The organism is Siminovitchia sediminis, from assembly GCF_042680885.1.
Classification (GTDB): domain Bacteria; phylum Bacillota; class Bacilli; order Bacillales; family Bacillaceae_C; genus Siminovitchia; species Siminovitchia sediminis.
Map to the genome: position 1 here is coordinate 1 of NZ_JBHUEO010000067.1, position 24,624 is coordinate 24,624.

The following is a 24,624-nucleotide window of genomic DNA, read 5'->3' on the forward strand; positions in this document are numbered from 1 at the left end:
CAGCGTTCGTCCTGAGCCAGGATCAAACTCTCATAAAAGATGTTTGTTAGCTCATTTTAAAGCTGACTAAAAATCATAAATTATTGACGTTTCGTTTCGTTCAGTTTTCAAAGATCAAACTTACTTGCTGCCCTTTCGGACAGGATTATTATTATATCGCATCTAATTTAGTTTGTCAACAAGTTTTTTGGTTTGTCTTTCAACCTCGTTTGAAGCGACTTTTATAGAATAACATATAAATGAAGTTTGCGTCAACAGGTTCTTAAATGTTTTTTCGCCGTTAACTAAGCTGCTAAATAACGACGACTACTAATATATCAGACATGAAATCTTGTGTCAATATGTTTTTCTCAATTGATAACACCGTTCATATATTCCGGGAATGTTTGATTCTACTCGGATCGCTCTAACCATATCATTGTCTATTAAATATTCCAAAAGCGTTTCGATATTAGACCCATAATATTTGATTTCGGGATGCTGTTCAACCATTTCATAATTCCAAATCTGATGCTCCTCCAGTATTTCCAAAATATGCTCAGCACCTTTGGGTATATTGGAAAATATGAGAAATCCGCTTGCCAAGAATAAAAGTTCCAATCTTTTTTCTATGGGTTCGCCGCTGGTAATCAGTTCATCGAAAAGCTTTATGATGTCAGGTTTTCTTTGTTTGATTTGATCCCATAGGGCCGGTTGGATGAGTTCACCTCTCTCAAGTAATGTCAGCCTTGCCAGGCGATAAAGAGAATTTATCAGGCGATTATATGCATCGAGAAACTTTCCTTTTTTAAAAAGTTTTTTACCAAGTGTAAAATCGTGTATTAATTCCGCAAATTCTACACCAATTTTCAATTTGTTACTTTGCTCGGGCGGTTCATTTTGGATACTTTCCATATATCGGTCACGTTCGAATAGTACCTCGCCTTTGCTTAATAACGGGAGAGAATTGGAATTCTTATACAATCTTTCACGAAATAGACGCTCATCCATCGTAACGAGCCCCACTTTCATACCTTGAAGGTAAAAGTGTCTGGACTGTTCGAGTTGCTCCTGCTCTATTACTACAGCCCAAATAATGACATCAAGACTTCCCTGTCCGATCAACTCTTCATTCGTTTGATCAAACAGCAAAACAGCCATTGTTGTAGGGCGTGCAGCGCAATGGTTGACTAAAGGCCGAAGAAGATTTTCCATTCCCAGTCCTCCATTAAAGCTTTTATTTTCATTGCTCTCTAGTTCCCTTTGTTCCCTATTCGACGAAAATTACCGAATTTCCTTCTTCTCTAATTTGTTACTTTATAAAGAGACGTTCAATTTTGATTTATGGTATTATTTATTGTTGGGAGGGCTCATACATGGCAAAAAAGTATTTAAGTAAAATTAATAAAATCCGCACTTTTGCGTTAAGTCTCGTTTTTATCGGCTTTATTATTATGTATTTCGGGATTTTCTTTCAAAAAAATCCCATTGTCATGACCATTTTTATGATATTGGGGCTGCTGGCCATCATCGGCAGCACAGTTGTCTACTTTTGGATTGGCATGCTTTCTACCAAAGCCTTGCAAGTGAAGTGTCCCAGTTGCGGGAAGCCCACCAAAATACTTGGAAGGGTGGACATGTGCATGCACTGCAATGAGCCACTGACTGTTGATCCGGCTTTGGAAGGCAAAGAATTTGACGAAAGCTACAACAGAAAAAGGAAACATTAAAAAAATCGCCCTTCGGCGATTTTTTTAATGTTTCGTCTGATCTGTACAATCAGGGCAAATTCCGTATATTTCCATACGGTGATGGCCAACGGAGAATCCCGTCATGTGAGCAGCTAAATGTTCCACCTCATCTAATCCAGGATAATGGAAGTCAACGATTTTTCCGCACTCTTCGCAAATTATATGGTAATGATCAGATGTCACAAAATCAAAGCGGCTGGATGAATCTCCATAAGTGAGTTCCTTCACTAGGCCAACTTCTTTAAAAACACGCAGATTGTTATAAACTGTTGCGACACTCATATTAGGAAATTTGCTTTCAAGAGATTTGTAAATATCATCAGCTGTCGGATGTGACATAGACTGAATTAAATACTCCAAAATCGCATGACGTTGAGGTGTGATCCTAACCCCGGTTTTTTTTAATGTATCAATTGCTTCTTTTAATTGTTGATCTAACATCGCCATGCACCTCATTTCTCACCATAAATTCATTATTATATTATAATCCTTATAATTAGTGTACTAGTATAGATGGTTTTTTGTCAATGGTTTCATCAGTTTTCATGCAATGTGGGCTCAGTGATTCCCATTTGTCTATTTACAAACCGAGCAGCGACAAAGAGCAGATCGGACAGCCGATTTAAATAAGAGAGAACAAGGGGATTGGTGTTTCCAAGGGCAACTGCACACCTTTCAGCCCTTCGGACGACCGTTCTTGCTGTATGAAAAGCTGCTCCGGCCGGATGTCCGCCCGGTAAAATAAAATTGTTTAAAGGTGGGAGTTGTTGATTCCATCGATCAATGATGTTCTCCATCTCTTTTACATCCTCTTCTTTCAGCTTCCATCTAACCTCCTTACCGGAAGGAGTTGCCAATTCGGCTCCCACATGAAACAAAATAGTTTGAATCCCGTAAAATACTTTCTTGACCTCTTCTATTTCCGCTTTTTCAACATTGTGCAGGAAGCTCAGTGCCAGTCCAATATTTGAATTGGCTTCATCACATGTTCCGTATGCCTCCACTTGCAAGTTATTTTTGGGAACGCGGGTTCCGTACACTAGTGAGGTCATTCCCTTATCCCCCGTTTTTGTGTAAATTTTCACTTGAGACCCTCCATTAGTTATTATTTATTATCTTATCAGGTTTATGAATGTCTATGGGGAAATGTTCTTGATTAAAGAAAAAAAGGACTGCTTTCGCAGCCCTATAAAGATAACTGAGGAGGTATGCCCTGTACTTATACATTATGTGTGAATCAAAGATCGGAATGGACCAAAGCCGCAGATCCGTTAAATTGGGCAGACCCATTTCTTCATTCGAGTGAAGACCATGGACTGATCACCCGAATACATTAAAAATGCCGTCCATTCAGACGGCTTCTACATTAAGAAAGGTTCTCTCTTATGTATTTCAACGCTTCCTCAGCATGGCCTTTTGCTTTTACTTTTCTCCACTCCTTCACTACTTTGCCTTCTTTATCAATAATGAATGTGGAGCGTTCAATTCCCATATACTCTTTTCCAAAGTTCTTTTTTAGCTTCCATACATCATATAGCTCGGCTACTTTGTGATCAGTATCAGATAACAGCAAAAACGGCAAGCCGTGCTTCTCAATAAACTTGTCGTGCCTGTCCAAAGGATCCGGACTTACGCCTAAAATGACAGCATCCAGACTTGAAAAGTCCTCGTGCATATCGCGGAAATCGCAAGCCTGGGTTGTACAGCCCGGGGTCATATCCTTCGGATAAAAATAAAGAAGAACATTTTTTTTACCGCGGTAATCTGAAAGTGATACTTCCTTCCCATTGCTTGCAGGCAGCTTAAAGTCAGGTGCCAATTCTTTTTCTTTGACTGTCATGAAATCCGCCTCCTATTAATATCATCTTGTATTAGCGTACATAATTCCCATCATAAATTCAAACATCCGCTACTTTTTGGAAGACGGGTCCAAATCAATAAATGTACGTACAACAAAAGCTGCCGGGATTGTATAGCCAACAAGTGCTTCAATGATGACTAACAGCCTGCCGACTCCCACGGGGGCCACGTCTCCAAAACCTACTGAAAAGAGGGTGACAGCACTTAAATAAATAGAGGTCCCAAGGCTTGTAAAAAATGGGCTTTCATCCCCCGGGATAATCTCAACATCATTAAACACATGAATACCTTTCATATCAAGCAGCAGAAAAAGAACGCCAAATCCAATCATGATCACTGCATACGTAATGCCTAAAAACACAAAGTTTTCAAAGGAAACTTCTTTATATTTAAATCGGGAAGGGAAAAAAAGCAGTCTCAGTGACATGAATATACAAATAACAGCACCAAAGAAAAGAACATACCACAAGCCAGGGACCCCCTTTGGACTTTGTCCTTCTTTCATTCATACGTACAACTTTTTACTTCTATTCAGGTAAATCAGGAGGGTTTGGATTGCGCGAATATATCCGTAGATATACAATGGAGGATAGGATTTTAATAAACTGTCGGTTTTAATAAGCCCTATAAAATCTGCCCTTGGGCAGGGACTTCTTGAATACCTCTAAATAAAAAAACACGATCTAAACAAACCGCATACTTTTAAAAATCAATGGAAAAGTGTCCATATAATTATAGAAAGGAATCATCAGTATGAAGCTCGGTGCCCGAATGTTGAAAACAGGAATTGCAATTACATTAGCACTGTATATTGCACAGCTTCTCAACTTGCCCTCACCCATATTTGCCGGGATTGCCGCTATTTTTGCTATTCAACCGACGATTTACCGCTCTTATTTATCGGTCGTTGAGCAAGTTCAGGGAAATATTATTGGTGCCGTTTTGGCTGTGGGTTTCTATTTATTATTTGGCAGCCATGTTTTAATTATCGGTTTGACAGCTGTTATTACAATCGTCATTATGGTAAAACTTAAACTGGAGAGTTCAATCCGTTTGGCGCTCGTTACTATTATTGCCATAATGGAAGCTCCGTCAGAGCAGTTTTTATATTTTGCATCGCTGCGCACTTTTTCTATTTTTCTGGGCATTTTATCAGCTATCGCTGTCAATTTTATTTTTCTCCCACCCAAATATGAAACAAGATTATTTCAAAGTATTTCCGATGTAACGGAAGATGTACTAAAGTGGATTCGTCTGTCCACCCGGTTTGCCTCGGAAGACCATCTATTAAAAAAAGATATAGAAACAATTAAAAAGCGCATTGCAAAGGTAAATCAGTTTTATACGATGTATGAAGAAGAACCCCGCTATTTTAAAAAGAAAGATTATGCTAAGCTGCGTAAGCTGGTACTTTATCAGCAGATGATTCAGGTCACCCAAAAAAGCTTTGATTTATTGAAGCTTCAGCATCAATATGAAACGACTTTACAGAAGCTGTCGGAGTCTCTGCAAGCAGAGACCCGGGAAAGGCTGGATTATCTGATCGGTTATCATGAACAGCTGCTTTTAAAATATATGGGAAGAGTGCGTCAGGAAGCGGAGCTGGATGACGTACTGCAGGATGAAACAGACAGAAATCAGCTGCGGGATTCCTTCTTAAAAGAGATTCGAAAGACTGACCCCGAAGATGTCTTTCAGCCATATCATTTGATGCGGATACTTTCAGCTATTCTCGATTATGAAGAGCAATTGGAACACTTGGATAAATTGATCAATTCCTTTCAAACCTATCATGAAGATGAGAGCCAGGTAGATTTAACCTAAACGATTCATCTTTTTTAAGTACAGTTTACCCTTACTGCAATCTGTATACGACAGATATTTCTAATTTTGTAAATGGAGCCGGTGTTTGTCTGCGGAACCTGGGTTAAAAGTCCATTCTTCCTATTCTGTTACAAGCTGCCTGACAATGATAATTCTAGTGTAAACGGCGCTTGGAGTTTGACATATCCGGATATCCCTGCAGGATTATTTAATGTTATATTTCTTGTTCTAAAGAGAAAACGCCAGAATTTTAGCCTGGCGTTTTTTTAACTTAGTTTTATTATTATTTCCTTTTGATTTCTTCATATTTTTGAAACCAGTCCGGAAAGGCCTTTTTAAACTGGACGGGCCTGAAATGGCCTTGTTGTTTTTTAACAACAATGTGAGTTGTTGTTCCTTCTGCAAAGATATCATCTTCATGGTTTACGATACGAAAGCCATAGACGGTTCTTAATCCTTTATTTTCTTCCACCCATGTTTTGACAAATACCCGATCTCCCAAAACAATCGGCTTTTTATAGGTAATGTCCAGATGATAGACGGGGGCATAATATCCGGCTTTTTCCATGTCTAAGTAATTGTATCCGATATCCTCAATCAACTGTGTTCTTCCTAATTCCAGCCACTTTATATAGTTTCCGTGATAGATGACCCCCATCATATCTGTGTCTGCATATAAAATTTGAATTTCTTTTGTAGCAATATACATAATTCCTCCTGTGATCTTCCATCTGCTGCCTGCTTCGGGAACTGCGGTACCCCCTGCGCAGCTATTTCCACCAGAGACCAGAATTCTCCTTATCGAACAAGCTCCTCTAGTTTAATTGCTGAACCTGAAACAAATCATAATAATGACCTTTCTTCTCCATCAGCTCCCGATGGGTTCCAATTTCAACAATTTCACCGTGTTCGATCAATACGATTCTGTCGGCATGTGTGATGGTAGACAAGCGATGGGCAATGACAAATGTTGTTCGGTTCTTTGCAAGTTCATCCAGCGCTTCTTGAATGAGGTGTTCACTCTCCAAGTCCAGAGCGGAAGTGGCCTCGTCCAAAATTAAGATCGGAGGGTTTTTCAAAAAAACTCTCGCGATGGCGATTCGCTGCTTTTGTCCGCCCGACAGCTTGACTCCCCTTTCGCCAACAGTAGTGTCATAGCCATCAGGCAGATTCATGATAAACTCATGAGCATTTGCTGCTTTCGCAGCACGAATGACTTCCTCATCCGTACTGTCAGGTTTTCCAAGAAGAATATTCATTTTGACCGAATCACTGAATAAGATATTATCTTGGAGAACCATGCCGATTTTATCTCTCAGGCTTCGGACTTTAAATTGTCGGATATCTGTACCGTCCAGGAGAACAGCTCCTTCGGATACATCATAAAATCTCGGGATTAAGCTGACAAGCGATGATTTCCCGCCGCCGCTCATGCCAACAAGAGCAATGGTTTCTCCTTCTTTGACTTCCAGATTAATATTTTTCAAGACGGGTAGACCCTTTTCATCGTATGCAAATGTTACACGGTCAAATTGAATATTGCCGTTCACATGTTTCACTTCAATGGCATCCGGGGCATCGTCAATATCATATTTCTCATCAGCCAGCTCAAAGACCCTGTCCATGGAAGCAATGGATTGTGTCAGGGTTGTAGAGGAGTTGACCAACCGGCGCAGCGGATTATAAAGCCGTTCCACGTACCCCATAAAAGCAACTAGTGTCCCCAAGGAAAGGTTTCCATGAATCACTTGATAACCGGCATAGGCTATAACAATCAATGGTGCAATATCTGTAATCGTATTTACCACAGAAAATGCCTTTGCAGTCCAGTTTGTGTGCTTGATCGCCTTTTTCAAAAAGTACGAGTTATTTTTATCAAACTGCTTTTGCTCATGATCCTCGATGGCAAAGCTTTTAATGACTGACATTCCTTGTACCCGCTCATGCAGATAGCTTTGTACATCGGCCAGAGCCGCCGAACGTTCTCTTGTTAACTTACGTAAATTCCCGAAGAAATATTTAACTGAAATCATATACAGAGGAAATACCGCCAACGATACAAAGGTGAGCGGCACATCCATTGTCAGCATAATCGCTATAGCAATCACAACAGTGGCAGCATCCAGCCACAAATTCATTAATCCGGTAATGACAAAATCTTTGGTAGATTCAACATCATTGATGATGCGGGAGATGATATTTCCAGCCCTATTGTTCGCGTAGAATTTAAAACTCAATTTTTGTATATGTGTAAACAGTTTTTCCCGTATATCATACAAAATTTTGCTGGCCGTCCATTGCGCAAAGTATTGTCTGTAATATTCTACCGGCGGCCGGATAATTGCAAAAATGACAAGCATGATGGCAATGGTGATCATCAATTTCCTTGTTTTTTCATCTGGCGTCAGCGTATCGACGGCAATAATATCGTCTATGACGTATTTCATGATAAAAGGTATCAACAGCGGGATCGCAAATTTAATGATTCCAATGAACAAGGTTAAAATGATTTTCCACCGATACGGCTTTACGAAAGCCATATATCTTTTTATAACCCCCATCCAGCTCCTCCTCCCGGCTTTATGCAAAAAATAAAACCTGTTGAATCTTGCCAACAGGAAGCAATTAATTAAGGTATGTTAAATATCTGTCATACCAAATATCAATAAATTCTGCCGAAAAAGGCCCTTTGCCCTGACGGATCCACCTTACCAGCTTTTCAACATTCTTCTTCAAGATATGGTCAATGACATCCGGATATCCCATCAGCTTGCGATTTTGTTCATATTCATCTTCGTCGAGCAAGGTGTAAGTCATATCCGGGAAAACTTTAATATCCAAATCATAATCAATGTATTTTAAAGCCCCTTTGTCAAATACGTAAGGCGAACCGAGGTTGCAGTAGTAATAAATCCCATTCTCCCGGATCATGGCAATAATATTAAACCAGAGGTCAGAGTGAAAATAGCAAATAGCCGGTTCTCTTGTAATCCATGTCCTTCCATCCGATTCGGTCACCGGCGTCCGGTCATTTCCTCCGATCACCAAGTGGTTTGTTGCCTTGAGAACCCGCGTTTCTGCCCATATCCGGTGGATATTTCCGTTATGTTTATAGCTTTGAATTTGAATATTCGAACCTTCCGTGGGGATGTCCATCCTTTTACCCTACTTTCCAAAAAAACAGAATTGCTTCATCTTCATCGAACATGCTGTCTGCTCAATTACTCTATACCTGAATTTTTATTTGAATAGATATTATCATTATAACGGTTCCTCTTCCTTTTTAAAACTGTTGTACTTCTGTCTTAGATATAGATATATCGTATAGTCATTTAGTAAAAAAAGGGTAAAGCGTGTAAGCCATAGGGGGGTGCCTGCGGTTTTTACTGTGCGGGGAAATGAACTTATTTTTCCTTCCTGCCCTTTCTCTTGGATGTCCAATACAACAATGACACCGGGCACCCTGTCTTCAAAAGGGTAAAAATAACAAAAAAACAGAAGACTGCCCTCATTTGAAAGCAGTCTTCCGTTATGGGTCTTTCCGTTATTGTTGGCCGAAGTTACCAGCGTTTTTGTTCTTGTTAGCTTCAGCCTGCTGGTTTTTCTGTCTTACTTGCTGTGCATCAGTTTCACTGGCAAACTCGGTACCGAATTGGCCTGCACCTGCACCTGCTGATTGGGCATTTTGCTGTCTTACTTTTTGTACGTTTGTTTCGGATTGGTTTGGTCTTTTAGCCATAGTTCTCACCTCCACATACATTAGAGTATCCAGAGGTGAATGTTGTTATCCAAAATTTTTTATGTAAGTCTATACCAAAATTGACCGGCCGCCATCAACAATAATTGTCTGGCCTCTGATCATCCAGGCATCTTCGGATACCAAAAACATAATGGTTTTTACGATATCCTCCATTTCGACCATCCTTCCGGCCGGGGTATTTTTGCGCGCATCTTCCAGCAGTTCTTCCCGGTTGGGAAAATGCTTTAAAGCTTCTGTATCAATAGCCCCGCCTGAAACCGCATTGACAACGATATTTTTCGGGGCTAATTCAACTGCTAAATATCGGGTCAAAGCTTCAACAGCTGCCTTGGATACACCGACTGTTGTATAGTTCTCCAAATAGCGTATGGAGCCAAGAGAACTTAAGCTGACAATTTTTCCACCGCCGTTTTTCTCCATAAGCCTGGCTGCTTCTTTGGCGCAGAACAACAGGGCTTTACTGTTGATGTTTATCGTCCAGTCCCAGTGAGATTCTTCCAATTCCATAGCCGGTCGTAAAACACCTGAAGCCGCATTGTTAATGAATACATCCAGCCTTCCAAATTCTTCTTCTATTTGCTGGAACATTGTTTTGATCTTTTCTACGTCTCCCACATTTGCACGTACAAGAAGTGCTTTTCTTCCCAATTTCTCAATTTCTCCAACTGTTTCAAGCGCTGCTTTTTTGTTCCTTGCATAATTGACAACAATGTCATATCCTTTTTCTGCAAGAGCCAATGCTGCCGCCCTTCCGACTCCCCGGCTGCTGCCTGTAACAAGTGCAACTTTTTTGCTCATATGTATCCACCTTTCCATTTACTCTCCATATTGTACATGTGTTGATCCTCTGTGCAAAGTCAACTCTTCTTTTCTTTATACGCTTTCCAGATTTTTTGATGGGAAACCGGAAAAGCCAGTTCTTCCAGTTCCTGTCCAGTCACAAAACGCAGGCCTCCGCATCCGGTAATTTCACCTTGTTGAAGCTTTCCTTCAAATGCGTCTATCATCCATGTCAAATGCGTAAAAACGTGATGGACTCTTGTAAAGGAAACATGGTCAATCGTCGCATCCAAAGAAAATTCAGTCGATAAAAAATCTTGCAGAGACTCCCAGGGATCCAGCAACGGGACCACCTTCAAGTTCGGAAATTCCCAAAGATTTGCCAAAAGCCCTTTCTCTGGGCGTTTACGGACTAAGATCCTGCCATGTTCATCTCTTAAAACGACTGCCAGCCTATCCTCGTGGCGGGTGCTTTTTTTGCGGGTTTTGACCGGAAGTTCAGCCTGAACACCTTCCGCAAAAGCCCGGCAATGCTCTCTAACCGGACATAGCAGGCAGGCCGGTTTCCCAGGAGTGCAAATAAGAGCCCCCAATTCCATCAGTGCCTGGTTGAAATGGGAAGGGCTGGGGACATACATCAGCTCCTGTGCAGCTTCTTCAAACACTTTCCGCGCAGATGTTTTAGCTATATCTTCAGTAATTAATAAAATTCTCGACAGCACCCTCATAACATTGCCGTCTACTGCAGGTATCGGCTTGCCAAAGGCAATGCTGAGCACGGCACCGGCCGTATAGGGACCCACTCCCTTTAACTTTAATATTTTTTCTTTTGTATCGGGAACTTTTCCACCGTATTTGTTGACAACTTCCTTTGCAGCCGCATGTAAATTTCGGACCCTGGAATAGTACCCCAGCCCTTCCCACATTTTCAGAACGGCTTCTTCATCAGCTTCTGCAAAAGCTTCAATGGATGGAAATCTTTCCAAAAAGCGGTTATAATATGGTATGACAGTATCAACTCTTGTTTGCTGCAACATGACTTCAGAGACCCAAACTTTATATGGATCATTATCTTTTCTCCACGGCAAATCCCGTTGTTCCTCTTGAAACCATTGGACCAAATCATGTTGAAATTCCTCAATATTTATTTTCATTTGTTCTTGCAACCCCTGATTCTTTGTTCCAGTGTGATTCATTTGATTATTCATCCTTTTAAGCGGGAATAGTATGACTGATATAAGACAATTTTGATGTAACCATCGTTTTCATACGATAACAAAAAGTATTTTGGTATTTTTAGAATGATCCCTTCACAGAGGAGGACCCAGATTGGATACAGCAACTCATGTAGTGATGGGATTTGCTATTGGCGGCCTGGCCACATTGGATCCAGTAGTGGCGGAAAGCACCGTCAATACACAAAGCGTGCTCATTGCTGCTGTTATCGGCTCGCAAATTCCCGATATAGATACGTTGTTAAAACTTAGGAATAATGCTGTTTATATACGTAATCACCGAGGCATTACACATTCATTGCCGGCCATTTTGTTTTGGTCTGTTCTCGTGGCAGCATTTGTCTACTTCATTTTTCCCGAAGCAAACTGGACGCACCTTTGGATTTGGTCACTGGTTGCCGTTTCGGTACACGTATTTGTAGATATTTTTAACGCCTACGGGACTCAGGCCCTGCGGCCGATCACATCCAGATGGATTGCCCTGGGAATGATTAATACATTTGATCCGTATATATTTGGAATCCATGTTCTCGGCATTGTCATCTGGCTGCTGGGAGGCCATCCAGGCTATACGTTTTTAGTGATGTATATCATCATTGCCCTTTATTATGTGCTTCGTTTTATCATGCAGAAGATGGTAAAATCTGCTGTTCTTAAGACAATCCCTGATGCCGAACGTATTATTATCGCCTCTACTATGTATTTTAACCAGTGGCGGATTGCGGTTACTACAAAGGACCACTTCTATGTAGGAAGAGCCTACAGAAGGTCTGTAACCATTTTTGATAAGTTTAAAAGGGATTCTGTTCCGGATAACGACATTTTCCGTGCTGCCCAAAAAGATAAAAACGTTTCTGCATTTTTATCTTTTTCGCCTGTGTACCGATGGGAAATACAGCGCTATGATGATTATACCGAAGTAAGGTTTATCGATCTCCGATATCGAAGCAACGGTCACTATCCTTTTGTCGCCATTGTGAAGCTTACGGATGAATTAGAGGTTATCACATCCTATACCGGCTGGGTATACAGCGAAGAAAAATTAAGAAAAAAAGTCCGTGTTGCCACGGATTGACAGTGACAGTGTTGGTGGGTCCAACGCTGTTTTTTTAATGATAACGATCGTTTTCGTTATGGAGCAAATGAGCATATTTGAGATTGAGTGCTGCAAACTCATGCAGTTTTCCTCCATACTGATTCACCCATATTCTTACGACCTTATCGGTAACCTCTTTCCCTTGATAAGTCCTTCCTGCCTTGGCATAGGTTGATTCAAAGTCCTCCCATAAAAGCTCCACCCATGTCCTTGCCCTGCGATAGGAAAAATGGGGATTTCGTTCCATCAGAAGATTTGTGAGCGTTCATAATATTCATTCAAGATACTCGCTCCTTTTTCCAGCGTATTTTCCGTGCCATTTAGTCAAAATAACTGTAAGCGGTGATTTGTACCGCATGAACAGGAGGCGATCATCGTTGCGTAACAAAGCGAAAGGATTTCCGTATGGCAATAATCACAGGTTTGAAGGAGAACCCCGTGCAAAACCGGAGTACGGTTCTCTGCGCGCAAACGGAACGATTAATACAAACCCTCAGGGGCGCATGAGAGAGTCGGGGGCAAGGGAAGACAACCGTAACCAACCCATGTAAAGGAGGCGCTACCTTGCACAAAGACCGAAATGCTCATATGAATCGTAACTTGACGCCATTTAACAGAGGCTGGTACCGGCCAAAGCATGAAGGATCCCAAGTGAATGGCCAGACACAGCGGACACAGGAACAAATCATTATGGAAAAAGACGCCGTTACAAAATATAAACGCTGATCCGCCCCAAACAAGCAGCACAGCGGCATGAATGTCGCTGTGCTGTTTTATTTTAATAATGAAATTGGAAGTGCTTCCTGCTTTCCGGATCCACCCAGACGATATCCCCAGGCAAATACCCCATTCATATAATCAATTTTAAAATAGGAGCCCGGATCGCCTTCGATCTCATAGATTTCACCGGGCTTAAAATCATCAGGATTTAAAAGATAGGCCTGGGCCATGACAGCTTTTCGTTCATACACGGCAAATTCGTTAACCATGCCCATTTGCTCCGCTTTTCGGGCCTTTTCTTTTACAAGAGCGATCTCCTGCTTTAACTCCTCTTTGCTCATTCGGCTGTATCTTTTTTCATTTTCCATTCTCAGTGCTCCCTCCCGGTTCATCTTGCCCGATATACCGTTTGATCAAATGGGATGTAAACCCTTTTCGGTATAGTGCCTGCTGTATTCGCTGTTTATATTCGTATCCCGTATATTTTTTATAGCGCCGCTTGGCCTTTTCGGCTTCTTTACACAGAGTTTCCCATTCAAATTCTTCCCCTTTTTCATAGTCGACAGCTTCCATGGCAGATTGGACGATATGGGGAGGAAACCCTTTTGTTGCCAACATGTATTCGAGTTTTTGCTTGAGCATTCGTTCAGATAATTTTTGATTTTGTTCGGCATATTTGTTTCCAAGCCTGATGGCATCTTCGATTTGTTTCTCCTCAGGGTATTCTTTCACGGCATGAATAATGTGCTCCCCGGAAACCCCTTTTTTTTGCAGCTCCTGCTTTAACACCAGGGGCCCTTTCTTGCCTGAATTGGCATACGTTCGGACAAAAGCTTTAGCAAATTCCAAGTCGTTGATATATTGCTGTTTTTCTAATTCTCCGATGACCACTTTGATGATAGAAGGGTCCCAATCTTTCCTTTGCAGATAAGATTGAATTTCTGAAGCGGATCTCATGCGGAAAGACAAAAATTGAATCGCTGCGTTATAAGCTTTTCGTACTTGATCTTCGTGACGGATCTTGACTATATCCAGCTCTGAAAGCTCTTTCCCCTTCACCAAATGATATTTAATCAAGACATCCTCGTCCACCGCAAAGGCATATGAACCATCGATAAACAGATTATATCGGCTCTGATTTTTCTTTTGCACGGTTATTTTCGTCAATACGGGCATTCTTCTCATCCTTATCTTATCAATTCATTTCTATTTTATCACAAACGAACCAATACGTTCTGTATGAGAACAGCCTTGTCAGGTAAAGATGGTATTAACTATTTGAGGAGGTGTGCAGGTTGAAGAAAAAGAAAGAATACAAATCGAAAAACAGACTCTCAGCCACACAAGAGGTGTTGTACCATCGCGAGTTCAGGCGTGCGGACAAGGCAGGCCGCTATTCAGAAAAAGGACAGGGATAATTTTGAACGATTGAAAACATGCAGATGGCACAAAATAAAAGCGCAGCATGCTGCAAAGCTGTATGAGGGGGAATGATCATGGGACGTGCAAGAAATCAAAAGACACGGGATAAAAACAAACAAAAGCTGCCCCAAGTTCCACAAACCATGAAAAGCGATGGACGCGACATTGAATTTTCTGAGGAATTGGCGGACCGGGATGATATGGAAGCCATGAAAAGATCTGAGGCTGCAGATCATAGAGCCAAGCGTCAATAGAGATTACATGAACACTCCAGGCAAGGGAATTACACTCTTCCCTGCCTGACTTTTCTCATTCAATGCTCCTCCACAAATACAAAGATGCGTAGCTCAGATACGGATACCACTCTTTGGTGTATGCCTCCATGTCTTTGACTGTTGGTTTGCGGTCAAGCTTATGCAGCTTTTTTAATGCATTTTGTAAACCGACATCCGCCATGGGAAACAGATTTTTTCTTCCCAGTCCAAACAACAAGAAACTTTGTGCTGTCCAAGGGCCAATCCCTCTAATTGCAGTAAGCTCCTTTATCACTTCTTCATCTGTTTTTTCCGCCAAATTCTTCAAATTCAGTTCCCCTTTAGATAACAGCTTGGAAAGATCGATAAGATATTCAGCCTTCCGTCGGCTAAAGCGAAGGTCTTTCAATTGATCAGGCCTCAGGCCGGATACTGTTTTAGGATCAGGAAAAAACGGCACGCCTTCTATTTCATATCCAAAGGTACGAACAAATTGATCCGTAAGGGAAATGGCAAATGATGTGTTCACCTGTTGATGTATGATGGGACGGATCAAAGCCGGATAAAGGTCAAACTCCAAAACAATAGGTGTACCCTTATGCTGCTCAAAAACTTCCTTCAATGCAGTTTTTGAAAAGTGACTATGGATGTCTCCAAGGGGGAGATCCCATTGAAAGATGGTCGAAATCCGCTCCATAATCAAATGTTTTGTATCCTTATTTTTTCCCCGGACAAGAAATAAAGGCTCATTCACCGTTCCGATGGCTTGTATGTCTGCTATTTCCGGAGCTTCCTTGTAAATCGGTATTTTAATGGATCGTTCTTCTTCGTTGATGATATGTAAAGGGTCTCTTGCCAAACGGAGTAAAGCCGAATCAAAATGGTAAGGCCCCTTAACCGAAACTTTTTCTTCCCACATGGCCATTCCCCCTCTTTGTTATTTAATATTAAAAAGACAGCTTCCAGATGGAGCTGCCTATATTATAAAACAAAAGCATTACTCTTCATAATTATGCTGTGTTTCAATTTGTCCGTCTTCATTATGAATATACGCCATCGTTCCGGCTTCTTCAGCCATTTTTTTTGCTTCCTCAACAGCATCTGATTTATTTTTGGCTGTATACCTGGGCTCTTCCACCCCCTCTTTTTTTACAGCCCAATGGTTATCCTGATGAGGCACTACATGATATCTTGCCTCATCCGTCCCTGCACGCTCTTTAAAATATTCGTCCCTTTTCATTTCGGACATTTGGAACCCTCCTTGACATGTGATTGTGCTACCCCTTTACCCACTCAACATTCAACAAAAACATAAAAGAACTCCGGGACAGGATCCCTATACTTACCTTCAATTCCTAAATCTTAAGCCTGGTGCTTTTATTGATCATGTCTAATTGTTTACATGAATAGAATGGTATAAATTTGAAGATGGGAGAAAAGCAAATGAATTATTTTCAAAAACCTTCCTCTCCAATAAATACATACAGCTTTTTTGTCGGGGCTAATCCGCCTACATTTTTCAACCCTTATTCCAGTTTTCCAACCATTGATAGAACCGCATTTTTGAGTCCCTTTTCATTTATTGTCGGTGACGTTACAATTGGTACAGACACATTTATTGGACCTTTTGTCAGCATACGTGCCGATGAAGGGACACCCTTTTATATTGGAAACAGAAGTAACTTACAAGACGGGGTTATTATTCACGGATTGAAGGATGAACAGTTTAAAGTGAAGGGCAAAAAATATTCTGTTTATATCGGGGACAGGGTATCTTGTGCCCATGGATCGCTGATTCATGGACCTGCAGTGATTGAAGATCAAGTCTTTGTGGGTTTTAATGCCATCGTTTATAATGCATGGATAGGTGAAAAAGCATTTATTTCTTCCGGAGCAACAGTCACAAATGGTGTCTATATAAAAACCAATACCTTCGTTCCTCCAAATGCAACCATTGATACACAAAAGAAAGCCGATTCATTATCTGCGGTTCCTAAAAATGAGTCAAACTTTGCGAATGAAGTACAAAGGGTAAATGCAGAATTTCCCCCTGCCTATTCCCTATATTTCGGAAATAAAAGATGTTCATGCGGATTGGCTTGCAGTTAATGTAAAGTTCATTGAAATCATACAACGAAACAAAATAAGGGGTAGTAATCATCTATATGCCGGGCTGACACTGCCAAGGTACTCCGTTTCCGGGAAGAACCCACTTTGCCAATGCGGATAACTTGAGCGAGGAAAATAAGCCGGCCTGATCCTGATAATGAGGTGACTCCATTATGTGAGACCGGCTTTTATAATGATCCATAAAAATATTTTATATATGTTATCCCCCGGCTATTAGAAAATGAAGTCGTTATTTTGGATTCTTTCCTGGATCCTAAAATCGTCCAGGCTTTTAAAGGTATAGCCATCCTTCTTTAAATCTTGAATGACCTGCTCAAGCGCTTCTGCATTGTCCTTTGAAACGGTGTGAAGGAGGATGACAGCACCTGGGTGGACCTGCCTCATAATATTGTCGTAAGCATATTTCCACCCTTTCTGCTGGTCTGTCTGCCAATCTTTAAATGCAAGTGACCAAAGAACATGGATATATCCCTGTTCTCTCGCGACGCTTAACGTTCTTTCACTAAGGATTCCGCGGGGAGGGCGCAAATATTGCATGTCCGTTTGGCCGGTGAGAGCAGCCGTTTTTTGCTTGACTCTTTCCAGCTCCTCCTGTATTTTTTCTTCGCTTATTTGGGTCATATCGGGGTGGCTCCATGAGTGATTGCCGATAATATGGCCCTCCTGTACCATTCTTTTAGCCAGCTCTGGTGCAGATTCCAAATAATGCCCGGTAACAAAAAAAGCAGCGGGGACTTTTTCTTGCTTCAAAATATCCAAAATCTTTTCTGTATATCCGTTCTCATATCCATTGTCAAAAGTTAAATATAGTACCTTCTCTTCCGGATTCCCTTTATAAAAAGCATCGTATTTTTCAAGGAGTTCGTCGTATGCTTCTCCCGCCTCCGCTTGCTTTCCATCACTTCCCTTTTTAAAGCCCCAATGAATAGGGTGATTGGACAATGCCTCTGCGGTATAGACCTGTGAAAATACAAGAAAAAAAAGTGGCAGTGTGAACAACCATCTCTTCATTATACATTTTCCGCCTTTCACTCTTTTTACTTAGAGTAATCAAAGGCGGCAGCGATCATCCGTGGTGGAGTTTACCAATAGAACCAATCTTTCTGTTTTGGGTCCGGTACAATCTCTTCGACAACTCCAAAAAAGTCAGGCAAAGAAAGGTTTCTTCACCTGACTCCAACAAGTTACTCTCTTGTTTCGAAAGAGAAGCTTATATGATCCTGGATTGGAATCCATGCACCTATTTCCTGGGACGTAACGTTCTTAACAAGGATTTTGTAATTGGAGCCCTTCATAACAAGAAAAACCTCTCCATAGGTCAGACTCCCTTTTTCATGAACAGCGGATGCGTAAGCATATAAATAGCCAGTTCGGGTCGGGGGAATGTTATATACTTGATGATGCTTTGTTCCTCCTCCGACCACGGTTTCAAAAGCCAGCGGGAGCTTAACTTTGTCGTATGCTTTTTGGAGGATCATTTGTTGAACCTCCTCTGCCTGTTCTAGCTTTACTGACAGGCCTCCTTTAATGTTTTTCTGTGCTTCCTGCACATAATGAATTTGATAATTGCCGGTTCCGCCACGGTTATCGTAAAAATTTGTATTAATTTTTTGAAACTGCCAATTCGGAGTGGTTTCTTCTGATTGATAATTCAAAGGCCATTCTCCTAAAAATATGGTAGCTCTAGTTCCAAAGGCCAGCGGGGATTTGGTGGCCGCCGACTCATTCAGCATGCGGATGAGTTGTGGATTTTCAATTTTTACTTTAGACGACTCCAGCAGTTCTTTTGCGAAGCTGCTAGGCTGAAGACGCGGCAAATCGGGGGTTGGATTCGAAAAAGTATTATCTTTGCTTATATCCACTACAGAAGATGGGACCTCCACCCCTTTTTCTCTGGATTTTTCAGCTGCAGTGGCCGCCGGAAGAAACAGTAACATCATCACAATCATTGCCTTCAGGTAAATGAAATGCCGTTTCATGTTGCATATACTCCTTTCGCGTAAGCGGCATGATAAATGAAGTACCGTTATTTTTTTCATAAACCTGAAGGATTATCCCTCTTACAGCAAATAAAATCCTATACCCATAATCAGATAGGCTGCCAGCATCGTCAATCCTTCAAACCAGTTCGATTCCCCATCATTGACAATCACAATGGCCAACAAGACAGCTGTCGCCATCGCCACAAGCTCAGGTACAGTAAAGACAAGCGGCATCTGGGTAGGGAAAAACAGCGAAAGCAAGACCAAAACTGGGGCTACAAACATCGCTATCTGCAGTGTGGAACCGATAGCAATTTCAACGGCCACTTCCATTTTATTTTTATAGGCCATGATAATAGCTGAGGCATGTTCTGCCGCATTACCCACAATCGCCACAATAATGACCCCAATAAACAATTCAGACCAGCCAAATGTCTCACCGACAGCCTGGAAAGTATGGACAAGGCTTTCCGATACATAGGCAACGGCCAATGTGGCGAGGAACAAAATAACGATCGCTTTCCACTTAGACCACTCCGGTTTTTCCTCTTCCCTTTCCTCCGGTACACCACTGACTCCCGCTTGCTTCGTTGCAGGATATACCCCCCGATGTGTAAAAAGCTTAAACAGGAGGGCTGCCAAATAAAGTATAATCAAAATAACGGATATGCCGACGCTTAGTGCCATCTTTTTATCATCATTCATATAGATCGTAAATAATTCGGGAATCATAAATGCGACAATTACTGAGAACATCAACAGACCCACATTATGCCGTGCGTCATAAATACTGAAGACCTGCCTTTTGAACCTCAAACCGCCGACCAAAAATGACAAACCGCCCACAAGCAATAAGTTTCCGATTACTGAGCCTGTCAATGATGCAAGCACTACACCAATTAATCCTGCTTTCAGGGAAAATATAGAAATAATTAATTCTACAGCATTGCCAAAAGTAGCGTTTAATAACCCGCCAATCCGTGGTCCTGCAACAATTGCCAAACTTTCAGTGGCTGTACCCATAATGCCCGCCAAAGCGATGATGGTGAAGCAATATACACCAAACATCCATGTGCTTGGCCAATGCATTAAGGATCCTATAATAGAAATTGGCAATCCAATTCCTGCCAAAATAAAGAAAATTTTGTTTGCCATATATAACTGTGCCTCCTTACCTACCCTGATTGGCATTCGATAAGTTCAAACGTTTCTTCCACATCCACGGATCCAAGGACCGATTGAACCATGCCGCAATTTTTTTTAGTAAGCTCCATCGCTCGAGTTAATTTTTGTTTATTCAGTTTAGTTCCCATTATTTTAAAATGCAGCGAAACCTTTTCGATTCTGTTCGCCTTTTTCTTGTTTCTCTCAGCATTTGCTTCAATTTGAATATCTTGGATGTCTAACCGCATTTTCTCCAAAATGGTCTGCAGTATACTTCCACTGCATCCCGCCAATGAAGCAATCATCAGTTCATACGGTCCAAATCCTTCGGAATCTCTAGAAATATGAAGCCGGCCATACGGAAGATCAATAAAGAATCCCCCATTCTTCATATTGAATTTCATTTTGGATCCCCCCTATGATTATTCTGTAAATTCTATGTAGAAAAGGCCGTTTTGTCTGGCCTATTTAATATTTATGCTCGCTTGTCTTTTTCTGTAAAATAGGAATTGATTTCCCCGCCGACCATAATGATAATGGCGGAAAAATAGAACCAAAGCATCATAATAATAATTGTTCCAATGCTCCCATACATGGCGGAATAATTCCCGAAATTTGAAACATAAAAAGAAAATCCATAAGATACCGCAATCCATCCGAGACTTGCAAAAACGGCTCCGGGAACAGCGGTGATACAACGGATCTTTAAGCTTGGCGCCAAATAATATATCGCCAGGAAAACCAGAAATAAAATAACCGGCGTCAGCACCCAGCGTATGACTTGCCATATGCTTAAAAATTCCTCTGATAAGCCCATATAAGAGAAAACAAAGATCCCCAGCTGTTTTCCAAATACAGGAAGGAGCAAAGCTGTGATAAAAACAAAGATCAGAGCAATGGTCAAAACTATGGATAAACTCCGGTTGACGATAAATGAACGCTCCTCCACTACGTCATAAGCCCGGTTCAACGACTTCATCAGCGCGTTCATCCCCTTTGATGCTGACCATAGCGTTGCAATGATCCCAATGGATAACAAGCCTCCGTTACGATTGTCCATAATGCCGGAAATCGTTTGTTTAATTAACGTATAAGTACGCTCAGGTGCAAAATCTTTAATCAGGTTAAAAATATCCTGCTGGGTTAATGGCGTATAGGGCAGGAGTGTAAAAAGAAAGATGAGCATGGGAAATAAAGATAAAAGGAAGAAATAGGATAGCTGTGCTGCAAATCCGGTCACATCATTCTCCAATACTTTTCTTACAATGGTTTTAACAAAACTCACTGCTTTTTCTATATATTTTCTTTGTCTGACTTTTTTCATTCCCAACGGCAACACTCCTCTATCTGTATCCTTGGCCTATCGTTTTATATAATTACCTTTCCATCTGTTGGTAAAACCTGTAATTCACTTGACAAATTTATTGGTTTGTCACAAGATTACGTTATGAAAATAATATTTTTTGGAGAGGAGGAAAAAAATGAAAGACTCTGCATTGTATGATAAGTTGCTTGGTTTTCTGGAAAATGTAAGCGGTTTAGTTTGGGGCCTTCCACTCATTATACTAATTATTGGCACAGGGATTTATTTAACCTTAAGAGTCGGTTTTCTCCAAATAAGAATGCTGCCTTATTCTTTGAAACTCGCTTTTTCTTTTAAACAGGATAAACACTCTGAAGGGGATATTTCACATTTCCAAGCATTGATGACAGCGCTCGCCGCAACCGTTGGTACAGGGAATATAGTAGGTGTGGCGACAGCTGTTGTTTTGGGAGGCCCAGGTGCTGTATTTTGGATGTGGACAGCCGCTTTTTTTGGAATGGCCACGAAATATGCCGAAGCCATCCTTGCCGTCAAATATAGAGTCGTGGATGAAAATGGACAAATGTCCGGTGGGCCAATGTATTATTTGGAACGCGGGCTTAAACAGAAGTGGCTCGGTATTCTATTTGCTATATTTGGCGCTATTGCTGCTTTTGGTATTGGAAATCTCGTACAGGCGAACGCAGTATCCACGGCCATAAAAACCGAGTTCAATATTAATGAGTGGATTACCGGCATCGTCTTGGTGATTTTTGCAGGTCTTTCCATTATCGGAGGAATCAAAAGTATTGGAAAAGTAACATCATACTTTGTCCCATTTATGGCCGTGTTTTATATCATCGGAGGACTTATTGTTTTATTTATGAATATCGAACTAATCCCTGCTGCGGTCGGCCTTATTTTCACTGATGCCTTTACAGGTCAAGCTGTTGCAGGTGGAGCAATCGGTGCAGTGATCCGCTACGGAGTGGCCAGGGGGATTTTCTCCAATGAGGCCGGACTCGGCTCAGCTCCGATTGCGGCTGCCGCAGCAAAAACTGATTTGCCGGGGCGGCAGGCGCTCGTTTCTATGACACAGGTTTTCATTGATACCCTGATTATTTGTTCCATCACAGGCATCACCATCGTCATGGGCGGTTTATACAATGACAGCTCAATTGGAGCGGGTGACTTGACTTCAGCTTCCTTTGCTGTATTTTTAGGAGATACCGGTTCCTTAATTGTCACTTTAGGCTTATTATTCTTTGCATCTTCAACTATTTTGGGATGGTCTTACTATGGGGAAAAATGCTTTTCCTATTTATTCGGCGTCAAAAGTGTCATCTATTACCGGATATTTTTTGTAGCAATGGTCTATGTCGGCTCAGTAACCGGGCTGGAGATTGTCTGGACATTTGCCGATATTATGAACGGTCTCATGGCGATTCCAAACCTGATCGGCCTGCTGGGGCTTTCTGGTGTCGTCGTCTACGAAACCAAGAGAACCCTGGAAAAAATCAAGGAAGAAAAAGAGTTGGCCAAAAGGAAAGCAAGTTAATAAAAACGCCTTCCCTGCCATGGGAAGGCGTTTTGTTACAGGATAGCCACATGTCTTTATGATAACTACGAGCTTGGTCTGAACCAGGTCTTATTCTCTATAATCAGCGGTATGTCGTTTGATTTGTCTTTTCTTATTGACAAGCTTCATCATGCGTGAAATTATTAAACCATACTACATAAAGGCTTGGGGGGAGCAGACAAATGGATTTATCAAAAAACACACCGGAGAATATTAAATATGTTCTTGGAGAAATCACAGGAAAGTTGCGCATGGTCAATACTGGCGCTTTAAGACCTGAATCCATTGACAACGAAAAATACGAGGAATTGCTTGAAATACACGATATGGTGATGAATAAAGACCATTTCAGTCCAAATGAAATGCAGGCACTCGTTGAAGAAATCGGCAAGCTTCGAAAAAGCTGAGTGAGGGGGCCCTCTTGAAGGGTTCTCTTTTCATGTATGTAAGCTATTATCATTGAACTCTAGAAAGGTGATGTGAGTGACTACTTTTAAACAATCTGATCTGTTAAAAAGCTTGCCGAAACAGTTTTTTGCTTCCCTTGTTCAAAAAGTCAACAAGGTAAAAACAGAAGGACATGATGTCATTAACCTGGGGCAAGGAAATCCCGATCAGCCGACTCCTCGGCACATCGTCGACCGGCTTAAGCAAGCAGCAGAGAATCCAAAAAATCATAAATACCCCCCCTTCAGCGGAAAATCAGAACTCAAACGAGCTGCAGCAGAGTTTTACCAGCGAGAGTACGGTGTTCATCTGGACCCTGAGAAAGAAATTGCTATTTTATTTGGGGGCAAAACAGGGCTTGTCGAACTGCCTCAATGTTTGTTAAACCCCGGGGATATTATGCTTGTGCCAGATCCCGGTTATCCTGACTATTGGTCTGGTGCAGCTTTAGCCAAAGTACATATGGAAATGATGCCGCTTAAAGAAAAAAATCATTTTCTTCCATTGTTAAGTGATATCCCTTCGGAAATTGCCGATAAAGCCAAAATGATGATATTAAACTATCCTAATAATCCTACCGGTGCCGTGGCTACGAAAGAGTTCTTTGAAGAAACGGCAGAATTTGCCTCTTCCCGCGATATTTGTGTCGTTCACGATTTTGCGTATGGCGGGATTGGATTTGACGGAAAAAAACCGGTCAGTTTCCTCCAGGTGGAGGGCGCCAAAGAAACAGGTATTGAAATTTACACATTCTCTAAAACCTTTAATATGGCTGGGTGGCGAGTTGCATTTGCGGCAGGGAACGCTTCCGCAATTGAAGCCATCAATCTCTTGCAGGATCATATCTACGTTAGTATTTTTGGGGCAATCCAGGATGCAGCCGCCGAAGCGCTTCTTAGTTCACAACAAGCTGCACAGGAAATCAATAATGTGTACGAAAAAAGACGAAATGTGTTGATCTCCGGTCTGCAGGAAATTGGGTGGAATGTCAAAGCGCCACAGGGATCATTTTTCGCATGGTTGAAAGTCCCTTCAGGATTTACCTCCCAACAGTTCAGCGACCTCCTGCTTGAAAAAGCGCATGTAGCTGTTGCACCGGGGATAGGTTTTGGGAAACATGGAGAGGGTTATGTGAGGGTTGGACTTTTGACATCTGAACAACGGTTGCAAGAAGCAGTCAACCGGATAAAGTCCTTAGGAATATTTTAAGACAAAAAGGGGCTGTCCAGAAAGTCAGTAAAAACTGATTTTCTGTGACAGCCCTATTTTGTTTAGTTCTAAAAAAGGCATACAAAAAAATCGCCCTTTCTAGTAAAATGTAAGTTACCACACCAACAT

The 24,624-nt window shown here is 41.5% G+C and carries 32 protein-coding genes; 11 read left to right on the forward strand and 21 right to left on the reverse strand.

The window, feature by feature from the left end; all coding sequences use genetic code 11:
• Positions 1 to 336: 336 nt before the first annotated feature.
• Positions 337 to 1,194, reverse strand: a complete 858-nt coding sequence (locus tag ACFSCZ_RS16275; RefSeq protein WP_380775380.1) for a nucleotidyltransferase-like protein — start codon at positions 1,192 to 1,194, stop codon at positions 337 to 339.
• Between the two features lie 161 nt (positions 1,195 to 1,355).
• Here ACFSCZ_RS16275 and ACFSCZ_RS16280 point away from each other — a divergent pair, with 161 nt between their 5' ends.
• Positions 1,356 to 1,709 (forward strand): YgzB family protein, encoded by a 354-nt coding sequence (locus tag ACFSCZ_RS16280; protein WP_380775382.1) that lies wholly within the window; start codon positions 1,356 to 1,358, stop codon positions 1,707 to 1,709.
• A 24-nt stretch (positions 1,710 to 1,733) separates the two neighbouring features.
• Here ACFSCZ_RS16280 and perR read toward each other — a convergent pair whose 3' ends face one another.
• From perR to ACFSCZ_RS16300, 4 genes are all read right to left on the reverse strand, one after another.
• On the reverse strand, positions 1,734 to 2,171 hold the full coding sequence (gene perR / locus ACFSCZ_RS16285) for a peroxide-responsive transcriptional repressor PerR (protein ID WP_380775384.1): 438 nt from the start codon (positions 2,169 to 2,171) through the stop codon (positions 1,734 to 1,736).
• A gap of 95 nt (positions 2,172 to 2,266) precedes the next feature.
• Complete coding sequence (locus tag ACFSCZ_RS16290; RefSeq protein ID WP_380775386.1) at positions 2,267 to 2,815, reverse strand: cob(I)yrinic acid a,c-diamide adenosyltransferase; 549 nt, start codon at positions 2,813 to 2,815, stop codon at positions 2,267 to 2,269.
• 281 nt (positions 2,816 to 3,096) lie between these two features.
• Positions 3,097 to 3,570: a thioredoxin-dependent thiol peroxidase gene (gene bcp / locus ACFSCZ_RS16295; RefSeq protein WP_380775389.1), complete on the reverse strand. Its 474-nt coding sequence runs from the start codon at positions 3,568 to 3,570 to the stop codon at positions 3,097 to 3,099.
• 69 nt (positions 3,571 to 3,639) lie between these two features.
• Entirely contained in the window at positions 3,640 to 4,059 is a 420-nt protein-coding gene (locus ACFSCZ_RS16300; RefSeq protein ID WP_380775391.1) for an ion channel, read from the reverse strand.
• 284 nt (positions 4,060 to 4,343) lie between these two features.
• Between ACFSCZ_RS16300 and ACFSCZ_RS16305 the strand changes: the two genes are divergently transcribed.
• Entirely contained in the window at positions 4,344 to 5,414 is a 1,071-nt protein-coding gene (locus ACFSCZ_RS16305) for an FUSC family protein (protein WP_380775393.1), read from the forward strand.
• Positions 5,415 to 5,697: 283 nt separating this feature from the next.
• Here ACFSCZ_RS16305 and ACFSCZ_RS16310 read toward each other — a convergent pair whose 3' ends face one another.
• From ACFSCZ_RS16310 to mutY, 6 genes are all read right to left on the reverse strand, one after another.
• Positions 5,698 to 6,123, reverse strand: coding sequence for an acyl-CoA thioesterase (locus ACFSCZ_RS16310; RefSeq protein ID WP_380775395.1), 426 nt, complete (start codon positions 6,121 to 6,123; stop codon positions 5,698 to 5,700).
• 106 nt (positions 6,124 to 6,229) lie between these two features.
• Positions 6,230 to 7,975: an ABC transporter ATP-binding protein gene (locus ACFSCZ_RS16315; protein ID WP_380775398.1), complete on the reverse strand. Its 1,746-nt coding sequence runs from the start codon at positions 7,973 to 7,975 to the stop codon at positions 6,230 to 6,232.
• A 64-nt stretch (positions 7,976 to 8,039) separates the two neighbouring features.
• The gene (gene ntdP, locus ACFSCZ_RS16320; protein WP_380775400.1) at positions 8,040 to 8,570 is read right to left on the reverse strand and encodes a nucleoside tri-diphosphate phosphatase; all 531 of its coding nucleotides are present in this window, start codon (positions 8,568 to 8,570) and stop codon (positions 8,040 to 8,042) included.
• A 388-nt stretch (positions 8,571 to 8,958) separates the two neighbouring features.
• Positions 8,959 to 9,153: a gamma-type small acid-soluble spore protein gene (locus tag ACFSCZ_RS16325; protein WP_380775402.1), complete on the reverse strand. Its 195-nt coding sequence runs from the start codon at positions 9,151 to 9,153 to the stop codon at positions 8,959 to 8,961.
• Between the two features lie 69 nt (positions 9,154 to 9,222).
• The gene (gene fabL / locus ACFSCZ_RS16330; protein ID WP_380775404.1) at positions 9,223 to 9,972 is read right to left on the reverse strand and encodes an enoyl-[acyl-carrier-protein] reductase FabL; all 750 of its coding nucleotides are present in this window, start codon (positions 9,970 to 9,972) and stop codon (positions 9,223 to 9,225) included.
• 59 nt (positions 9,973 to 10,031) lie between these two features.
• Positions 10,032 to 11,108: an A/G-specific adenine glycosylase gene (gene mutY / locus ACFSCZ_RS16335; RefSeq protein WP_380775407.1), complete on the reverse strand. Its 1,077-nt coding sequence runs from the start codon at positions 11,106 to 11,108 to the stop codon at positions 10,032 to 10,034.
• A gap of 175 nt (positions 11,109 to 11,283) precedes the next feature.
• On the opposite strand from mutY, the gene ACFSCZ_RS16340 reads away from it, so the two are divergent.
• Positions 11,284 to 12,264, forward strand: coding sequence for a metal-dependent hydrolase (locus ACFSCZ_RS16340; RefSeq protein WP_380775409.1), 981 nt, complete (start codon positions 11,284 to 11,286; stop codon positions 12,262 to 12,264).
• Positions 12,265 to 12,298: 34 nt separating this feature from the next.
• Here ACFSCZ_RS16340 and ACFSCZ_RS16345 read toward each other — a convergent pair whose 3' ends face one another.
• A complete protein-coding gene (locus ACFSCZ_RS16345; RefSeq protein WP_380775411.1) occupies positions 12,299 to 12,487 on the reverse strand; it encodes a YfhJ family protein in 189 nt (62 codons plus the stop codon).
• A gap of 175 nt (positions 12,488 to 12,662) precedes the next feature.
• On the opposite strand from ACFSCZ_RS16345, the gene ACFSCZ_RS16350 reads away from it, so the two are divergent.
• Both ACFSCZ_RS16350 and ACFSCZ_RS16355 read left to right on the forward strand, forming a co-directional pair.
• Positions 12,663 to 12,836 carry a small, acid-soluble spore protein K gene (locus ACFSCZ_RS16350; RefSeq protein ID WP_380775413.1) on the forward strand — a complete coding sequence of 58 codons (174 nt, stop codon included), beginning with the start codon at positions 12,663 to 12,665 and terminating at the stop codon, positions 12,834 to 12,836.
• A 13-nt stretch (positions 12,837 to 12,849) separates the two neighbouring features.
• Positions 12,850 to 13,011, forward strand: a complete 162-nt coding sequence (locus tag ACFSCZ_RS16355) for a YpzG family protein (RefSeq protein WP_380775415.1) — start codon at positions 12,850 to 12,852, stop codon at positions 13,009 to 13,011.
• A gap of 47 nt (positions 13,012 to 13,058) precedes the next feature.
• Here ACFSCZ_RS16355 and ACFSCZ_RS16360 read toward each other — a convergent pair whose 3' ends face one another.
• Positions 13,059 to 13,373: a YfhH family protein gene (locus tag ACFSCZ_RS16360; protein ID WP_380775417.1), complete on the reverse strand. Its 315-nt coding sequence runs from the start codon at positions 13,371 to 13,373 to the stop codon at positions 13,059 to 13,061.
• Positions 13,363 to 14,181: a recombination regulator RecX gene (recX, locus tag ACFSCZ_RS16365; RefSeq protein ID WP_380775419.1), complete on the reverse strand. Its 819-nt coding sequence runs from the start codon at positions 14,179 to 14,181 to the stop codon at positions 13,363 to 13,365. Before recX ends, ACFSCZ_RS16360 begins: the two co-directional genes overlap by 11 nt.
• Before the next feature lie 119 nt (positions 14,182 to 14,300).
• Between recX and ACFSCZ_RS16370 the strand changes: the two genes are divergently transcribed.
• A complete protein-coding gene (locus ACFSCZ_RS16370) occupies positions 14,301 to 14,423 on the forward strand; it encodes a YfhE family protein (protein ID WP_380775421.1) in 123 nt (40 codons plus the stop codon).
• 78 nt (positions 14,424 to 14,501) lie between these two features.
• The gene (locus ACFSCZ_RS16375) at positions 14,502 to 14,681 is read left to right on the forward strand and encodes a YfhD family protein (RefSeq protein WP_380775423.1); all 180 of its coding nucleotides are present in this window, start codon (positions 14,502 to 14,504) and stop codon (positions 14,679 to 14,681) included.
• Between the two features lie 55 nt (positions 14,682 to 14,736).
• On the opposite strand, the gene ACFSCZ_RS16380 is transcribed toward ACFSCZ_RS16375, so the two are convergent.
• Both ACFSCZ_RS16380 and ACFSCZ_RS16385 read right to left on the reverse strand, forming a co-directional pair.
• Positions 14,737 to 15,600: a DNA-3-methyladenine glycosylase family protein gene (locus ACFSCZ_RS16380; protein WP_380775425.1), complete on the reverse strand. Its 864-nt coding sequence runs from the start codon at positions 15,598 to 15,600 to the stop codon at positions 14,737 to 14,739.
• A 78-nt stretch (positions 15,601 to 15,678) separates the two neighbouring features.
• Positions 15,679 to 15,930: a DUF2188 domain-containing protein gene (locus ACFSCZ_RS16385; RefSeq protein WP_380775427.1), complete on the reverse strand. Its 252-nt coding sequence runs from the start codon at positions 15,928 to 15,930 to the stop codon at positions 15,679 to 15,681.
• Between the two features lie 194 nt (positions 15,931 to 16,124).
• Here ACFSCZ_RS16385 and ACFSCZ_RS16390 point away from each other — a divergent pair, with 194 nt between their 5' ends.
• Positions 16,125 to 16,790, forward strand: a complete 666-nt coding sequence (locus ACFSCZ_RS16390; protein WP_380775430.1) for an LbetaH domain-containing protein — start codon at positions 16,125 to 16,127, stop codon at positions 16,788 to 16,790.
• A 234-nt stretch (positions 16,791 to 17,024) separates the two neighbouring features.
• Here the strand turns inward: ACFSCZ_RS16390 and pdaA are convergent, their stop codons facing one another.
• The 5 genes from pdaA to ACFSCZ_RS16415 form a co-directional block, all read right to left on the reverse strand.
• The gene (pdaA, locus tag ACFSCZ_RS16395; protein ID WP_380775432.1) at positions 17,025 to 17,822 is read right to left on the reverse strand and encodes a delta-lactam-biosynthetic de-N-acetylase; all 798 of its coding nucleotides are present in this window, start codon (positions 17,820 to 17,822) and stop codon (positions 17,025 to 17,027) included.
• Positions 17,823 to 17,995: 173 nt separating this feature from the next.
• Positions 17,996 to 18,790 carry a YfkD family protein gene (locus tag ACFSCZ_RS16400; RefSeq protein ID WP_380775434.1) on the reverse strand — a complete coding sequence of 265 codons (795 nt, stop codon included), beginning with the start codon at positions 18,788 to 18,790 and terminating at the stop codon, positions 17,996 to 17,998.
• A gap of 81 nt (positions 18,791 to 18,871) precedes the next feature.
• The gene (cax, locus tag ACFSCZ_RS16405) at positions 18,872 to 19,948 is read right to left on the reverse strand and encodes a calcium/proton exchanger (protein ID WP_380775436.1); all 1,077 of its coding nucleotides are present in this window, start codon (positions 19,946 to 19,948) and stop codon (positions 18,872 to 18,874) included.
• A 20-nt stretch (positions 19,949 to 19,968) separates the two neighbouring features.
• Positions 19,969 to 20,361: an OsmC family protein gene (locus ACFSCZ_RS16410; protein WP_380775439.1), complete on the reverse strand. Its 393-nt coding sequence runs from the start codon at positions 20,359 to 20,361 to the stop codon at positions 19,969 to 19,971.
• A 71-nt stretch (positions 20,362 to 20,432) separates the two neighbouring features.
• Positions 20,433 to 21,281 (reverse strand): YihY/virulence factor BrkB family protein, encoded by an 849-nt coding sequence (locus ACFSCZ_RS16415; RefSeq protein WP_380775447.1) that lies wholly within the window; start codon positions 21,279 to 21,281, stop codon positions 20,433 to 20,435.
• A gap of 157 nt (positions 21,282 to 21,438) precedes the next feature.
• Here ACFSCZ_RS16415 and ACFSCZ_RS16420 point away from each other — a divergent pair, with 157 nt between their 5' ends.
• The 3 genes from ACFSCZ_RS16420 to ACFSCZ_RS16430 all read left to right on the forward strand — a co-directional run bounded on the left by ACFSCZ_RS16420 (position 21,439) and on the right by ACFSCZ_RS16430 (position 24,495).
• Positions 21,439 to 22,818, forward strand: a complete 1,380-nt coding sequence (locus tag ACFSCZ_RS16420; protein WP_380775441.1) for an alanine/glycine:cation symporter family protein — start codon at positions 21,439 to 21,441, stop codon at positions 22,816 to 22,818.
• Between the two features lie 203 nt (positions 22,819 to 23,021).
• Positions 23,022 to 23,246: a DUF1128 domain-containing protein gene (locus tag ACFSCZ_RS16425; protein WP_380775443.1), complete on the forward strand. Its 225-nt coding sequence runs from the start codon at positions 23,022 to 23,024 to the stop codon at positions 23,244 to 23,246.
• 76 nt (positions 23,247 to 23,322) lie between these two features.
• Positions 23,323 to 24,495 carry a pyridoxal phosphate-dependent aminotransferase gene (locus ACFSCZ_RS16430; RefSeq protein WP_380775445.1) on the forward strand — a complete coding sequence of 391 codons (1,173 nt, stop codon included), beginning with the start codon at positions 23,323 to 23,325 and terminating at the stop codon, positions 24,493 to 24,495.
• Positions 24,496 to 24,624: the final 129 nt, after the last annotated feature.

Bases quoted from the DNA above. Each gene is read 5' to 3' on its own strand.
- ACFSCZ_RS16275 (WP_380775380.1), bottom strand. From the start codon at position 1,194: ATGGAAAATCTTCTTCGGCCTTTAGTCAACCATTGCGCTGCACGCCCT.
- ACFSCZ_RS16280 (WP_380775382.1), top strand. From the start codon at position 1,356: ATGGCAAAAAAGTATTTAAGTAAAATTAATAAAATCCGCACTTTTGCG.
- perR (WP_380775384.1), bottom strand. From the start codon at position 2,171: ATGTTAGATCAACAATTAAAAGAAGCAATTGATACATTAAAAAAAACC.
- bcp (WP_380775389.1), bottom strand. From the start codon at position 3,570: ATGACAGTCAAAGAAAAAGAATTGGCACCTGACTTTAAGCTGCCTGCA.
- ACFSCZ_RS16305 (WP_380775393.1), top strand. From the start codon at position 4,344: ATGAAGCTCGGTGCCCGAATGTTGAAAACAGGAATTGCAATTACATTA.
- ACFSCZ_RS16310 (WP_380775395.1), bottom strand. From the start codon at position 6,123: ATGTATATTGCTACAAAAGAAATTCAAATTTTATATGCAGACACAGAT.
- ACFSCZ_RS16315 (WP_380775398.1), bottom strand. From the start codon at position 7,975: ATGGGGGTTATAAAAAGATATATGGCTTTCGTAAAGCCGTATCGGTGG.
- ntdP (WP_380775400.1), bottom strand. From the start codon at position 8,570: ATGGACATCCCCACGGAAGGTTCGAATATTCAAATTCAAAGCTATAAA.
- ACFSCZ_RS16325 (WP_380775402.1), bottom strand. From the start codon at position 9,153: ATGGCTAAAAGACCAAACCAATCCGAAACAAACGTACAAAAAGTAAGA.
- fabL (WP_380775404.1), bottom strand. From the start codon at position 9,972: ATGAGCAAAAAAGTTGCACTTGTTACAGGCAGCAGCCGGGGAGTCGGA.
- mutY (WP_380775407.1), bottom strand. From the start codon at position 11,108: ATGAAAATAAATATTGAGGAATTTCAACATGATTTGGTCCAATGGTTT.
- ACFSCZ_RS16360 (WP_380775417.1), bottom strand. From the start codon at position 13,373: ATGGAAAATGAAAAAAGATACAGCCGAATGAGCAAAGAGGAGTTAAAG.
- recX (WP_380775419.1), bottom strand. From the start codon at position 14,181: ATGCCCGTATTGACGAAAATAACCGTGCAAAAGAAAAATCAGAGCCGA.
- ACFSCZ_RS16375 (WP_380775423.1), top strand. From the start codon at position 14,502: ATGGGACGTGCAAGAAATCAAAAGACACGGGATAAAAACAAACAAAAG.
- ACFSCZ_RS16380 (WP_380775425.1), bottom strand. From the start codon at position 15,600: ATGTGGGAAGAAAAAGTTTCGGTTAAGGGGCCTTACCATTTTGATTCG.
- ACFSCZ_RS16385 (WP_380775427.1), bottom strand. From the start codon at position 15,930: ATGTCCGAAATGAAAAGGGACGAATATTTTAAAGAGCGTGCAGGGACG.
- ACFSCZ_RS16390 (WP_380775430.1), top strand. From the start codon at position 16,125: ATGAATTATTTTCAAAAACCTTCCTCTCCAATAAATACATACAGCTTT.
- pdaA (WP_380775432.1), bottom strand. From the start codon at position 17,822: ATGAAGAGATGGTTGTTCACACTGCCACTTTTTTTTCTTGTATTTTCA.
- ACFSCZ_RS16400 (WP_380775434.1), bottom strand. From the start codon at position 18,790: ATGAAACGGCATTTCATTTACCTGAAGGCAATGATTGTGATGATGTTA.
- cax (WP_380775436.1), bottom strand. From the start codon at position 19,948: ATGGCAAACAAAATTTTCTTTATTTTGGCAGGAATTGGATTGCCAATT.
- ACFSCZ_RS16410 (WP_380775439.1), bottom strand. From the start codon at position 20,361: ATGAAATTCAATATGAAGAATGGGGGATTCTTTATTGATCTTCCGTAT.
- ACFSCZ_RS16415 (WP_380775447.1), bottom strand. From the start codon at position 21,281: ATGAAAAAAGTCAGACAAAGAAAATATATAGAAAAAGCAGTGAGTTTT.
- ACFSCZ_RS16420 (WP_380775441.1), top strand. From the start codon at position 21,439: ATGAAAGACTCTGCATTGTATGATAAGTTGCTTGGTTTTCTGGAAAAT.
- ACFSCZ_RS16425 (WP_380775443.1), top strand. From the start codon at position 23,022: ATGGATTTATCAAAAAACACACCGGAGAATATTAAATATGTTCTTGGA.